Below are 12615 nucleotides of genomic sequence, written 5' to 3'. Positions count from 1 at the left end.
CGTCGTGGACGTCCTGCACAAGACGGTCTACGCCTTCACCACCGGCGCCGTCGCCGACGCCCTCGCCGCCCGCGACGGTCCCGGCCCCGGACAGCGCCACGCCGCCGTCCGGCCCGGTCGCCACGCCGACGTCGGACCGCTTCCCCGCCGGAGCGCCCACGGCCGGTGACGATCCGGCGAAGGCCGCCCACGAAGCCCGCTGCGTCGTGGAGGTGGTCGGCGGGGCCGTGCAGGGCGGCGTCGTGGACAAGGTCCGCCGGCCGCTGGACGACGAACTGGCGCAGCTGCTGTTCGCCGGAAGCACCGGCAGGATCACCTGACGCCCCGGCGCGCGGAGGCAGCGGTTGACGGGGGGCGGCACGGGTACCCAGGCGCGCATGAAGTGGCAACAGGTGCAGGACTCCCCGGCCGCCGTCTACGTCGTCGTTCTGGATCCGGGTGAGGAGGCCTTCACCCGCATCACCGAGTTCGCACACGACCGGGCGCTCGGGGCGTCGCAGGTGACGGCGGTGGGTGCGTTCTCCGAGGCCACGGTCGGGTGGTTCGACCGCGAGGCCGGGGACTACCGGCGGATACCGGTGGGGGAACAGTGCGAGGTGCTGTCGCTGCTGGGGGACATCGCCGTGGGGGAGGAGGGGCCGACCCCTCATCTGCACGCCGTGCTGGGGCTCTCCGACGGTACGACCCGCGGCGGCCACCTGCTGGAGGGCACGGTGTGGCCGACACTCGAAGTCATCGTCCGGGACAGCCCCGCGGAGCTGGAGAAGACCTACCGCCCCGATCTCGGCCTGGCGCTCATCGACCCGGCCCGAGGACAGGGCCGGCGATGACCCGGTCCCCGGGCCTGTCCCGTACCGGAAGCATGTGGGGCGGTCGATGACGAGCACGCAGTTCCTGGCCGCTGTGCGCGAGCAGGGGATCTCGGCGGCCTCGACGAGGCGGCACGGGTCACCGAAGCCGTGCTGAGCACGCTCGGAGAGCGGCTGCAGCCGTCCACGTCGGCGGTCAGCCCGCCCACTCCAGGAGCCGCTCGCCCTGCTCCCGCTCCCGCAGGTGCGCCAGAGACAGCTTTTCCAGCTGGCGGACGCGTTCGCGGGTCAGACCCACGTGCTCGGCGACCTCGTGCAGCGTGCGTGGCCGTCCGTCGTGCAGGCCGTACCGCAGGCTGAGGATCAGCGCCTCGCGCGGTGCGAGCGTGTCGATGGCCTCCCTGAGTTCCTCGGCGAGCGCCTGGAACTCGGCGACCTCCGGGGCCTGCAGGACGTCGGTGTCGGGGATGAGGTCGCCGACGACCGTGTCACCGGTGTCGTCCACGGGGGTGTCCAGACTGATCACCTGCCGTCCGACCCGGCGCAGCCAGATGACCTTGTCCTCGGCGATACCGCTCTCGCGGGCCACCTCTTCGACGGTCGGCTCCCGGTCGAGACGCAGCTGCAGCTTGCGCTCGACCTTGCCGAGCTTCTGCAACTGCTCCACGACGTGCACGGGCAGCCGCACCGAGCGGGCATGCGTCGCCAGTCCGCGTTCGATGGCCTGGCGGATCCACCAGGTCGCATAGGTGGAGAACTTGAAGCCCTTGGTGTGGTCGAACTTCTCCACGGCCCTGATCAGTCCCAGGTTGCCCTCCTGGATGACGTCGAGCAGGGGCAGCCCGCGATGGGCGTGGCGCTTCGCCATCGACACCACGAGCCGGAGGTTGGCGCGGATCATGTGGTCCTTGGCCGCCTGCCCGTCGCGCACGGCCGCCTCCAGTTCGCGCCGTCGCTCCCGTGCCGGGGCGCGGTCGCCGCTCCCGGCCCGCTCCAACTCCTCCATGGCGCGCAGTCCGGCCTCCATGCGCTGTGCCAACCGCACCTCGTCTTCCGCGTCGAGCAGGGGGGTCGCCCCGATCTGCCGCAGGTACTGGCCCAGAAGGTCCGGTTCCTGATCGGGCTCGGGGGCGGCATTGAGCCGCTTCCCCGCGCGGACCGGGGACCGGCGGCCCTCTCGCGCGGGCGCCACCGACCTTCTTGTCGCGGGAGCCATCGTCGCGCTCCTCTTCTTCCCACGTTCCGGACGTCCCGGGTACCCGAGGGGGCCATGGGCGAACCCCCCCCGTACGACCCCGTACAGGACGGGGTCACCCCATTGGCGCACTGGTCGCGCCCGGTGAACCGCCTTCCGGCAGAGTCGGCTGCACCGAACCCCTTCAAGCGACCAAGGAGCGGTCACCATGTCGTCTCCCCGCACCAAGCGGAGAGGACTGCTGAGCTTCGCAGTCCTCCTGCCCATGGCAGGACTCATACCCGTCGGCGAGGCATCGGCTGCGGAACCCGACGGCGGTTCCCCTTCCGCGCCCGGCAAGCCCACTGTCGTCCTGGTCCATGGGGCCTGGGCGGATGCCTCCGGGTGGAACGAGGTCAGCGAACGCCTGCAGAACGAGGGCTACCCCGTGGTCACCACGGCCAATCCCCTTCGCAGCCTCTCGGGGGATTCCGCGTACCTTGCCGCACGCCTCAAGGCGATTGAGGGGCCGATCGTGCTGGTCGGCCACTCGTACGGCGGTTCCGTCATCACCAACGCGGCCGTCGGCAACCCCAACGTGAAGTCGCTCGTCTACATCGCGGCGTTGCAGCCCGACGTCGGAGAGTCGGTGCTGCAACTGGCCACCAAGTATCCGGGCAGCCGTCTGAGCGACGACCCCGACGCCTCCGTCCCGACCGCCTTGAACGCCGTGCCCATCCCCGGGCAGGGGGATCCGGCGAAGGACGTCGAGCTGTACATCAAGCCGGAGAAGTTCAGCGAGGTGTTCCTCAGCGACCGGCTCGATTCGAGCATCGCCGAGGTCCTGGCGGCCGCGCAGCGTTCCGCGACTCCCGCCGCTTTCGGCGAGCCCTCGAAGAAGCCGGCGTGGAAGACCCTTCCGTCCTGGGCGCTCGTGGCCACGGAGGACTATACGATCGGCACGGAGAACCTGCGCTTCATGGCCAAGCGGGCCGGCTCCCACGTCGTCGAGGTCGACGCGCCGCACGCGGTCCACCTCACGGACCCGGGGGCCGTCACGGACCTGATCCGACGGGCGGCGCAGCCGGAGTCGGGAACGGCCACGCCCAGCCTTGCCGAGACGGGGTCGTGGGAGCGGACGGCGGCCCTGGGAGGGGTGTCCGGTCTGGCGATCGCCGGCGGAATCGCGATGGTGGCCCTCTCCCGGAGGGTCCGGCCGAGTCGCCGCTGACCCCCGGATCCCCGGAGAGCTCCGGGCGCCGCCCGGGAGTCCGTCGAGCGCCCGCGCGGAAGCCCGTGGTCACCCGGTGAGGGATGAGCACGCCATGTACCCCGACGACGGTGTCGACGGACCCGACCGGCAGGAATCCCCGCGCCTCCCGGCGCGGGCACGGTGCCCCGGCCGGGGGCGAGGTCAGGCGCCGACGGGCTCGTCCGCGGCGGTGAGCCGGATTCCCGTGACCAGATCGGGGCGGATGCGGACCGCGTAGTCCATGGCCCGGTTCACCCAGGGGCGGAGCAGGCTCCGGTAGCGGGCCAGTTCCCGCGGGTCGGTCACGAGGTGGGCGTAGCCGGTGACCACCACGCTCCAGCCGAGGTGGGTGAGGGGGTCGATGGAGTCGGCCTCGTACGCCACCACGACGCCGCGGTCGTCCGCCTCCCGGGCCCGGGCCGTCAGCGCCATGCCCTCGTGGGTGCGGATGACGACGTCACCGTTGTCCAGGACGTGGTTGACCGGGCGGATGGTCGGCAGCGCGTGCCTGGTGAAGACGATCCTCCCGAAGGACACGCGGCCCAGCAGGCGCAGGGCCTCGTCGGTGTCGAGCTCGACGCTTCGGCGCGGTGCGGCGGGGGCCGACCGGGCGTGGTCGATCGTCATGGCGGACTTCCGTACGGGTTCGTCGCTCACGGGTGTGTGTCTCCGGCCGGCGCTGCGAGGCAGTCGAGCCGGCCCGTCGCCGTGGTGACGGCCGGCGTGCCGGTGCGGCATGTGGGGCGGCCCCTCGAGATTCGGGCGGCTCCCCGCCGCGGCCCCCTCGCCGGGCCGCGGCGGCTCGATCAGGTCCTTGGAACGGCACCGGCCCGCCTCGCACCAGGGCCGTTCGACCCTCGCCCGCATCCGGCCCGCGGGCCGGACGTGCGCCGCGCACGACCCGTTCCACCTGGTTGCGCAGCCGGTCCCGCAGCCGGTCCGCGAGCTCGCGGGCGCCGGCCTCCCGGGCGTGGACGATCAGGAGAGCGTCACCCACCCGGATCTCGGCCCCGGCCGACCACGACTGCTCGACGTGGGGCGCCGCGGCCTTCGCGATCCGCACGTCGCCGCCGACCGCCGGCAGCCCCGACCGGCCGAGGGCGGCACCGACCTCGGTCCGGACGTACGCGAGGTCCCGCGCGTCGACCTCGCCCTCGGCCCGTACCCGCACGGCGCCGGGGGCCGGTCGGGTGCCGGTGTCCTTGAGGGGCATGTGCTCGACTCCTTGTGACCGCTGCGTGGCTCCAGCGTGCTGCGAGCGTCCGCCCCGGTGCCGGGGCCGCCCGGCCCCGGCACCAGGGCCACAGGTCCCCGTCACCGGCTGCCGCCGGCCCCGGCCCTCGCCGGCACGGCCCCGGCGACGGCGATGCCGAGCGGGCCGGCCGCCCCTGAGCGGGTGGTCGTCGGTGAGAAGGGGGCCGGCGGAACAGGGCCGATCGGCCCTGGCCGTTCGGCCCCGGATCGGAAAGGATCCCGAACGGGAGGCCGAGGGGTCCACGACGGGTCACCGGCGCGAACCCAGCACGCAGAGAACAAGGAGCGTTCCATGGCGGACGGCGAGCGGCCCGGTCCCGACAACCCGATCCGGGTCTTCCTGCTGGACGACCACGAGGTGGTCCGGCGCGGGGTGCACGACCTGCTGAACGACGAACCGGACATCAGCGTGGTCGGCGAGGCCGCCACCGTCGAGCAGGCCCTCGTCCGTGTCCCCGCCCTGCGCCCCCAGGTCGCGGTCCTCGACGTCCGGCTGCCCGACGGGGACGGCGTGAGCGTGTGCCGCGAGCTGCGCTCGAGCATGCCCGATCTGGCCTGCCTGATGCTGACCTCGTTCGACGACGAGGAGGCCCTGCTGGACTCGATCATGGCGGGCGCGTCCGGCTACGTGCTCAAGCAGATCCGGGGCTCCGACCTGGTGGTGGCCGTACGCACGGTCGCCCGGGGCCAGTCGCTGCTCGACCCGAGCGCCACCACCAAGCTGATGGCCCGGCTGCGCGGCGGACAGCGGAAGGAGGAGGAGCCGGACGCGCTGCCGGGGCTGACCGACCGGGAGCGGGAGATCCTGGCGCTGATCGGTGAGGGGCTGACCAACCGGCAGATCGGCCAGCGGCTGTACCTGGCCGAGAAGACGGTGAAGAACCACATCTCCCGGCTCCTGGCCAAGCTGGGTGTGGAGCGCCGCATCCAGGCCGCCGTGATCGCCACCGAGGCCCGGGACCGGCTGCGGCAGGAAGACCACTGACGCCACGCGGCAGGGGGGGGCGGGCCGGGCCGCGGCGAAGCCCGGCGCCGACACGGTGGCCTCGCCCCGGACCTCCGGCCGCCGCCCGATCCCGGGGACGGCCGGCTGCCGGTCCGGTCACGGCAGGCTGTTCCCGTACGTCCAGAAACGGGTCAGGGCGAGCAGGACGACGACGCAGGTCGGCATCATGGGCCGGCCCGTGCGCCGGTCCGTGTGCCTTCCCGGCGTCCTCGCCGTGGTGCCGGCCGGATTCACGCGGCGCGCCGCTCGCCCGGTGCGGCATCCGTGCCGACGCTCCGTGCCTCCGGTGGCCTCGGCGTCCCGCCGGCCGCGCGCCGCCGGTGGACCACGTAGGGACGGACGAGGTAACCGATCGGCGCGCTCCACACGTGGACCAGGCGGGTGAACGGCCACGCGGCGAAGAGCAGGCAGGCGGTGAGGGCGTGCAGCCGGAACAGCAGCGGGGCGCCGGAGAACGCACGCGCCCCGGCCGGGTCACCGGTGATCTTCGCCCACGCCGCCACCGGGTCGCCGAGACGCCGGCGCGCCTCGCGCCAGAGCTTCAGCAACTCCCCCCGCACATAGGGGGGTAGCGGACCCGGCCGGGTGAGTACGTGTACCAGGAGAACGACGCACCGCGCGGGCAGCCGCGCGGCTCGTACTCGGGGCGGTCGGTGCCGATCGACGGGTAGTCGGTGGCCTGGTGCTCCCAGGTGATGGTGCCGTCCTTGACGTACACCGTCCAGGAGCAGGAGCAGGAGCAGGAGCAGGAGCAGGAGCAGGAGCAGGAGCAGGTGCAGTTCACGCCGTGGGTGGAGCGCACCACCTTGTCGTGGGACCAGCGGTCCCGGTAGAAGCCCTCCCACGCGGGGTCGCCCTCGCCGAAGACCGCGCGCCCGTCGGACGAGACCTCGCGGCGGCTCAGCAGTCTGCGCGCGGCCAGTGGCCAGGTCTCCGGGACGGGCCTCTGCCCCCGGTGTGCGCTCTGATCGTTCTCCATGGCCGGGAACCCGGGTTCTCGCCGGGGCGGCGGCCTCGGGCCGAACGGCCCCGGTCGCCCGTCCTTCCGGCCCGTTCCCCGGCCGCCCGGGCGGGCCCGGGACCCCTGGCGGTCCAGGGGCCCGCGGCGGCCGGTGGGAGCTGCCGCGGGAACGGGACGAAGGGCGGGACGGGGCGACCGTCCCGACACCGGTCGAACCCGCGTGGGCCGAAGTGCCCACTCCGGCCCGTCCGTTCGGCTCCGCTCCGAACCGGTGGGCGGGGACCGGCGGACGCCGCCGCGGGTGGTGCCGAGACGTGACCGGCCGGGAGCCGGGAGCCCCGAACGGAGACTCCCGAGGGGGTCCCGGCCGTGCGGACCGCGGCCCGACCCGATCCTGTACCGTCCCCTTCAGCGGGCCGTCGCCGCGGCACACCGCACGGAACGACGGCCGGCTCTCGACGCTGCGAACGGGATCTGGAGGATCACCGGTGGGAAGCTCCGAGGAGGCTCGGGAGGCCCGTGTGCGGCTGCTGCCGCAGCTGAGGCTGGACGAGCTGCTGGAGGAGCTGCAGACCCGCCTGGACGCGGCCCGCGGCACCCGCGACCGTGTGCACAGCCTGCTGGAGGCGGTGCTCTCCGTCGGCCGGGAGCTGGACCTGCAGCAGGTGCTGCGCAGCATCGTCGAGGCCGCGGCGCTGCTCGTGGACGCCGAATACGCCGCCCTCGGTGTGATCGGGCCGGACGGCAAGCGGCTGTCGGACTTCCTCACGGTCGGCGTCACCGACGAGCGGATCGCCGGGATCGGCCCCTATCCGGAGGGCCACGGCATCCTGGGCGAGCTGATCCGGCACCCGGAGCCGCTCCGGCTGACCAGACTCTCCGACCACCCGTCCTCGTACGGCTTCCCGCCCCACCACCCGCCGATGAACTCCTTCCTGGGCGTTCCCATCCGGGTGCGGGACCAGGTCTTCGGCAACCTCTACCTGACCGAGAAGCGGGGCGGGGCGCAGTTCGACGAGGAGGACGAGTCGGTGCTGTCCACCCTGGCCGTGGCGGCCGGTGTGGCGATCGACAACGCCCGTCTGTACGAGGAGTCCCGGCTGCGCGAGCGCTGGCTGCGAGCGAGTGCCGAGGTCACCCACGGCCTGATGTCGGGCAGCGAGCGCGGCGAGGTCCTCGGACTGATCGCCGAACGGGCCAGGGAGATCACCGGTGCGGCCCTGGCCGTGGTCGCGGTGCCCATGGCGGACACCGACTCGCTCACCGTCGAACTGGCCATCGGGCGGGAGGCGGAGCTGCACCTGGGGCTGGTGCTGCCGGTGGGCGGCAGTCTGATCGGCGCCGCCTTCTCGGAGGCCGCGCCCGTCTCCACCCCCGACATCGCGCACGACGAACGGGTCTCGCCGGGCCCGCCGCGCTTCCAGGGCCTCGGCCCGGCCGTGGCCGTCCCCATCGGCTCGGGCGACGGCGTACGGGGTGTGGTCCTGCTGGTCAGGGAGGCCGGCCGGTCCGTGTTCTCCGGGGAGGAGACCGAACCGCTGCAGGGCTTCGCCGCGCAGGCCGCGGTGGTGATGGAGCTGGCCGACCGCCGCAGGGACGCGCAGCAGATCGCGGTGCTCCAGGACCGCGACCGCATCGCCCGGGACCTGCACGACCTCGCGATCCAGCGGCTGTTCGCCACCGGCATGACCCTGCAGAGCGCCGGCCGGCTCATCGAGCACCAGGGGGCCTCGGAGCGCGTGGCGCGGGCGGTGGACGACCTGGACGAGACCATCAAGATCATCAGATCCACGATCTTCGGTCTGCGGTCGCGCGACGAGGCCGCCGGACCCGGCCTGCGGGCCCGGGCGGTGCGGGTGGTGGGCGAGGCGGCGCCGGTGCTGGGGTTCGCGCCCGGCGTGCGGATGGAGGGCCTCCTGGACACGCACGTGCCGAAGGAGACCGCCGACCACCTGGTGGCCGTCCTCTCCGAGTCCCTGACCAACGTCGCCCGGCACGCACGCGCCGGTCGCGCGGAGGTCGTGCTCGAGACCGACGGCCGGGAGGTGCGGCTGACGGTGTCCGACGACGGCGTGGGCATCCCGGCCGGGGGCCGGCGCAGCGGCCTGCGCAACATGGCCGAACGGGCACAGCAGCTGGGCGGGGAACTGGAGTGGACCAGCCCCGCCGGCGGCGGCACGACGCTGGTGTGGCGGGTGCCGGTCACGGCCCCGTAGGCGCCGGCACCCCGGGGCGGCGCGCCGTCACCGGACGGGGCCGGGGGAGCGGACCGGCCGCGGCTTCAGCGGGAGGGCCCGTCCCCGCCCCCGTCGCCCAGGTGGTCGCGGAACCAGCCGGCGGCGGCTTCGGCGACCTCTTCCAGGGCGCCGGGTTCGGGGAAGAGATGGGTCGCGCCCGGCACCACATGGACGGCGTGCGTCGCGGACAGGGCTTCGGCCGCCCGGCGGTTGAGGCCGAGGACCGGCTCGTCGTCGCCGCCGACGACGAGCAGGACCGGGGCCGCGACCAGGGGGAGCGCCGCCTCGGCCAGATCCGGCCGTCCGCCGCGCGACACGACCGCGGACACCCTCCTCGGACGCTCGGTCGCGGCCACCAGGGCCGCGGCCGCTCCCGTGCTCGCCCCGAACAGGCCCGCCGGAAGGTCCGCGGTGTCCGGCCGCTGCTCGAGCCAGTCGACGGCGCCCACCAGCCGCTGGGCCAGCAGGGGGACGTCGAAACGGTACTCGGCGGTCACGGAGTCCCGGCGTTCCTCGTCCTCGGTCAGCAGGTCCATCAGCAACGTGCCGAATCCGGCCCGGCGCAACGCGTCGGCGACCGCACGGTTGCGGGGACTGAGGCGTGAGCTGCCGCTGCCGTGCGCGAACAGCACCACGCCGCGCGCACCCGCCGGGATCACGAGGTCACCGGTCAGGTCCGCCTTTCCCGAGGGAACGACCACGGTCTCGGAGATCATGCCCCGTCACCTCCCTGAGGCGCCCGTCGATCCGGCCGGGTACCCGGTCCGGCGGTCCCCTACCCCGGCCGGGGCCGAGGGGCCGAGCCCGAGGAGCCGTGTGTCCGGCGCCCGGTTTCGGCACTTCCCGGGAGGAAACCCCGTAAGGCGGGCCGGGGCGTCACCGGCGAGGCCGCGCCCCACCAGGAGCTCGGGCAGAGGAAGACAGGCACCGGCCATGCGCTATCACGACCGCCGGCACGTCGGCGAGGACCTTGCCCTCCGGCTGATGGAGTGGGCCGCCGACGGTGACCTCGTGGAGCCCCTCGTGCTCGCGCTTCCCCGCGGGGGAGTGCCGGTGGCGGCACAGGTCGCCAGAGCCCTGCGGGCGCCGCTGGACGTGCTGGTCGCCCGCAAGATCGGCGTACCCGGCCGGCCGGAGACCGGGATCGGCGCGATCGTCGGCGACGACCCGCCGCTGTACGACCGGCGGGCCCTGGAGATGCTGGGGCTGAGCGAGGACCGCCTCGGCTCGGACGTGGCCCGGGAACGAACCGAACTCCACCGCCGTGAGAGCCGCTACCGCGGGGACCGGCCGGCGCCCCGCGTCGCGGACCGGGCGGTGATCGTCGTCGACGACGGACTCGCCACCGGCGTCACCGCGCGCGGCGTCCTGGTCGGAGCGGCCGCGCAGATGCCCCTCCGCCATGCCCCGGTGCTGCTGCTCGTCGCCTTCTTCCAGCTGTTCACCGCCCCGATCACCAGTCAGATCATCGGCCGCACCGCCTACCGCGTCCACGCGCTGGACCGCCGCCGGCTGTTCGACGACGAACTCGCCGACCGCCTGGCCCGGGACGGCACTCCCGTACCCGGCGCGGACGACCGTCCTCCCGGTGGGCAGGACGCCGACCGCTGACCGGCGGCGGGACGCGAAGGACGTTTGCGCCGGGGGGCGGCACGGAACCCGTCCGGCCCCTGGCAGTGTGGTGCGCGGGCGGATCGCGCGGGCGCGCATCAGCCGAAACGGAAGGTCGACGGCCGGCATGAAGGTATCGGACTACATCCTCCAGCGGTTGCGCGAGTGGGAGGTGGAGCACGTCTTCGCCTATGCGGGCGACGGCATCAACGGTCTGCTGGCGGCGTGGGGACGGGCCGACGACGATCCGAAGTTCGTCCAGTCCCGGCACGAGGAGATGTCCGCGTTCCAGGCCGTCGGATACGCGAAGTTCTCCGGCAAGGTCGGCGTCTGCGCGGCCACCTCGGGCCCCGGAGCGATCCACCTGCTCAACGGGCTGTACGACGCGAAACTCGACCACGTGCCCGTCGTCGCGCTGGTCGGACAGACCAACCGCAGCGCGATGGGCGGCTCGTACCAGCAGGAAGTCGATCTGCAGAACCTGTACAAGGACGTCGCCTCCGACTTCTGCGAGACGGTGACGGTGCCGGAGCAGCTGCCGAACCTCATCGACCGGGCCTTCCGCACCGCGTACGCACGGCGCACGGTCACCGCCGTCATCATCCCCGCCGACGTGCAGGAACTGGACTACAGCCCGCCGACGCACGCCTTCAAGATGGTTCCGTCGAGCATGGGGCTCGGCCAGTACGCCCCGGTGCCCGCCGACGCCGACGTCCAGCGGGCCGCCGAGGTCCTCAACGCCGGTGAGAAGGTCGCCGTGCTCATCGGCCAGGGCGCCCGGGGCGCACGTGCCGAGGTGGAGGAACTGGCGGACGTCCTCGGGGCCGGCGTCGCGAAGGCCCTGCTCGGCAAGGACGTGCTCCCCGACGACCTGCCCTTCGTCACCGGCGCCATCGGCCTGCTCGGCACCCGGCCCTCCTACGAGCTGATGCAGGGCTGCGACACCCTGCTGATGATCGGATCCAGCTTCCCGTACACGCAGTTCATGCCGGAGCTGGACCAGGCACGAGGGGTGCAGATCGACATCGACCCGCACATGATCGGCCTGCGGTACCCCTTCGAGGTGAACCTCGTCGGCGACGCGCGCGAGACGCTGCGCCGGCTCCTGCCGCATCTGCGCCGCAAGGAGAAGCGGGCCTGGCGCGAGAAGGTGGAGAAGGACGTCGCCCGGTGGTGGGAGGTCATGCAGCGGCGCGCCGCCGTGGACGCCGACCCGATCAACCCGGAGTACGTGGTGCACGCCCTCGACGGGCGGCTCCCCGACGACGCGATCGTCACGGCCGACTCCGGTTCCGCCGCCAACTGGTACGCCCGCCATCTGCGGCTGCGCGGGCGGATGCGCGGCTCCCTGTCGGGCACCCTCGCCACCATGGGCCCCGGTGTGCCCTACGCCATCGGTGCGAAGTTCGCGCACCCCGAACGGCCCGCCATCGCCCTCGTCGGGGACGGCGCCATGCAGATGAACGGCATGATGGAAATGGTCACGGCCGCCAAGTACTGGCAGCAGTGGTCCGATCCGCGCCTGATCGTGGCCGTCCTCAACAACCGGGACCTGAACCAGGTCACCTGGGAGATGCGGGCGATGTCCGGGGCACCGCAGTTCGAGGAGTCGCAGGCCATTCCCGACCTGCCGTACGCCGAGATCGCGCAGCGGATCGGACTCGAGGGCGTGCGCGTGGAGAAGCCCGAGCAGGTCGAGACGGCCTGGGACCGGGCGCTGGCGGCCGACCGGCCCTTCGTCATCGACTTCCGCACCGATCCGGCCGTACCGCCGATCCCGCCGCACGCGGAGCTGGACCAGATCGAGGCCGCGGCCTCCGCGATCCTCCGCGGCGACAGCGACCGCGGCTCCATGGTCAAGCAGGGGCTCAAGGCCAAGATGCAGGAGATGCTGCCCGGCACCCGGCGCCGGGCCGACCGCCCCGGCGCCGGAGCCGACGACAGCGCCGAAGGCCGTTCGTGAGCCCGCCCGGCGGCGCGGGGGGACGATGAGGGGCCGACGACCGGCCGGCGACCGGGCCCGAACGGAGGAACCGGGTGGAGCAGTGGGTCACCACCGAACGGAGCGGTGAGTGAACCGGAGGCGGCGCGCCCGGGAACGAGGGGGACGCGCCGGGAAGACCCGGCCCGGACGTACGGGACGTGCGGCGGCGGATCCCGCGCACCGATGCCGTCCTGCGTGATCCGCGTCTGCTGGAGGCGGCACGCCGGTTCGGGACCGGGCCGGTGAAGTCGGCGGTCCACCGGGCCCAGGAGCGGGCACGGGACGGCACCGTGCCGCCCGAGGCGGTGGCCGACACGGCCGTCGCCC

10 protein-coding genes and 3 pseudogenes are annotated in these 12615 nt (G+C 73.6%); 8 read left to right on the top strand and 5 right to left on the bottom strand.

The window, feature by feature from the left end; translation table 11 throughout:
• Positions 1–377: 377 nt before the first annotated feature.
• Positions 378–830, top strand: coding sequence for a DNA-binding protein (locus RIM90_RS26565; protein WP_309063280.1), 453 nt, complete (start codon positions 378–380; stop codon positions 828–830).
• A gap of 175 nt (positions 831–1005) precedes the next feature.
• Here the strand turns inward: RIM90_RS26565 and RIM90_RS26560 are convergent, their stop codons facing one another.
• A complete protein-coding gene (locus tag RIM90_RS26560; protein WP_309063279.1) occupies positions 1006–2025 on the bottom strand; it encodes a sigma-70 family RNA polymerase sigma factor in 1020 nt (339 codons plus the stop codon).
• A gap of 187 nt (positions 2026–2212) precedes the next feature.
• On the opposite strand from RIM90_RS26560, the gene RIM90_RS26555 reads away from it, so the two are divergent.
• Positions 2213–3214 (top strand): alpha/beta hydrolase, encoded by a 1002-nt coding sequence (locus RIM90_RS26555; RefSeq protein WP_309063278.1) that lies wholly within the window; start codon positions 2213–2215, stop codon positions 3212–3214.
• Positions 3215–3397: 183 nt separating this feature from the next.
• Here the strand turns inward: RIM90_RS26555 and RIM90_RS26550 are convergent, their stop codons facing one another.
• A complete protein-coding gene (locus RIM90_RS26550) occupies positions 3398–3862 on the bottom strand; it encodes a pyridoxamine 5'-phosphate oxidase family protein (protein WP_309063281.1) in 465 nt (154 codons plus the stop codon).
• Positions 3863–4049: 187 nt separating this feature from the next.
• Between RIM90_RS26550 and RIM90_RS26545 the strand changes: the two genes are divergently transcribed.
• The gene (locus tag RIM90_RS26545) at positions 4050–4466 is read left to right on the top strand and encodes a hypothetical protein (protein ID WP_309063277.1); all 417 of its coding nucleotides are present in this window, start codon (positions 4050–4052) and stop codon (positions 4464–4466) included.
• 315 nt (positions 4467–4781) lie between these two features.
• A complete protein-coding gene (locus RIM90_RS26540; protein WP_309063276.1) occupies positions 4782–5474 on the top strand; it encodes a response regulator transcription factor in 693 nt (230 codons plus the stop codon).
• Positions 5475–5725: 251 nt separating this feature from the next.
• On the opposite strand, the pseudogene RIM90_RS26535 reads toward RIM90_RS26540, so the two are convergent.
• Positions 5726–5953: pseudogene (locus RIM90_RS26535) on the bottom strand (respiratory nitrate reductase subunit gamma); the annotation flags it as partial.
• Positions 5939–6474: pseudogene (locus RIM90_RS26530) on the bottom strand (nitrate reductase subunit alpha); the annotation flags it as partial. The pseudogenes RIM90_RS26535 and RIM90_RS26530, both read right to left, overlap by 15 nt.
• A gap of 470 nt (positions 6475–6944) precedes the next feature.
• Here RIM90_RS26530 and RIM90_RS26525 point away from each other — a divergent pair.
• The gene (locus RIM90_RS26525) at positions 6945–8672 is read left to right on the top strand and encodes a GAF domain-containing sensor histidine kinase (protein ID WP_309063275.1); all 1728 of its coding nucleotides are present in this window, start codon (positions 6945–6947) and stop codon (positions 8670–8672) included.
• Positions 8673–8737: 65 nt separating this feature from the next.
• On the opposite strand, the gene RIM90_RS26520 is transcribed toward RIM90_RS26525, so the two are convergent.
• Positions 8738–9409, bottom strand: coding sequence for a dienelactone hydrolase family protein (locus tag RIM90_RS26520; RefSeq protein WP_309063274.1), 672 nt, complete (start codon positions 9407–9409; stop codon positions 8738–8740).
• Positions 9410–9626: 217 nt separating this feature from the next.
• Between RIM90_RS26520 and RIM90_RS26515 the strand changes: the two genes are divergently transcribed.
• The 3 genes and pseudogenes from RIM90_RS26515 to RIM90_RS26505 all read left to right on the top strand — a co-directional run.
• Entirely contained in the window at positions 9627–10304 is a 678-nt protein-coding gene (locus RIM90_RS26515; RefSeq protein ID WP_309063273.1) for a phosphoribosyltransferase family protein, read from the top strand.
• 127 nt (positions 10305–10431) lie between these two features.
• Positions 10432–12267 carry a thiamine pyrophosphate-requiring protein gene (locus RIM90_RS26510; protein WP_309063272.1) on the top strand — a complete coding sequence of 612 codons (1836 nt, stop codon included), beginning with the start codon at positions 10432–10434 and terminating at the stop codon, positions 12265–12267.
• A gap of 179 nt (positions 12268–12446) precedes the next feature.
• Positions 12447–12615, top strand: a pseudogene (locus tag RIM90_RS26505) (L-seryl-tRNA(Sec) selenium transferase); the annotation flags it as partial.

The organism is Streptomyces sp., assembly GCF_031181555.1.
Lineage (GTDB): Bacteria > Actinomycetota > Actinomycetes > Streptomycetales > Streptomycetaceae > Streptomyces > Streptomyces fimbriatus.
This window is presented reverse-complemented; position numbering and strand designations above follow the sequence as displayed.

Coding starts and splice junctions, on each gene's coding strand:
- RIM90_RS26565 (WP_309063280.1), top strand. CDS start 378: ATGAAGTGGCAACAGGTGCAGGACTCCCCGGCCGCCGTCTACGTCGTC.
- RIM90_RS26560 (WP_309063279.1), bottom strand. CDS start 2,025: ATGGCTCCCGCGACAAGAAGGTCGGTGGCGCCCGCGCGAGAGGGCCGC.
- RIM90_RS26555 (WP_309063278.1), top strand. CDS start 2,213: ATGTCGTCTCCCCGCACCAAGCGGAGAGGACTGCTGAGCTTCGCAGTC.
- RIM90_RS26550 (WP_309063281.1), bottom strand. CDS start 3,862: ATGACGATCGACCACGCCCGGTCGGCCCCCGCCGCACCGCGCCGAAGC.
- RIM90_RS26540 (WP_309063276.1), top strand. CDS start 4,782: ATGGCGGACGGCGAGCGGCCCGGTCCCGACAACCCGATCCGGGTCTTC.
- RIM90_RS26520 (WP_309063274.1), bottom strand. CDS start 9,409: ATGATCTCCGAGACCGTGGTCGTTCCCTCGGGAAAGGCGGACCTGACC.
- RIM90_RS26515 (WP_309063273.1), top strand. CDS start 9,627: ATGCGCTATCACGACCGCCGGCACGTCGGCGAGGACCTTGCCCTCCGG.
- RIM90_RS26510 (WP_309063272.1), top strand. CDS start 10,432: ATGAAGGTATCGGACTACATCCTCCAGCGGTTGCGCGAGTGGGAGGTG.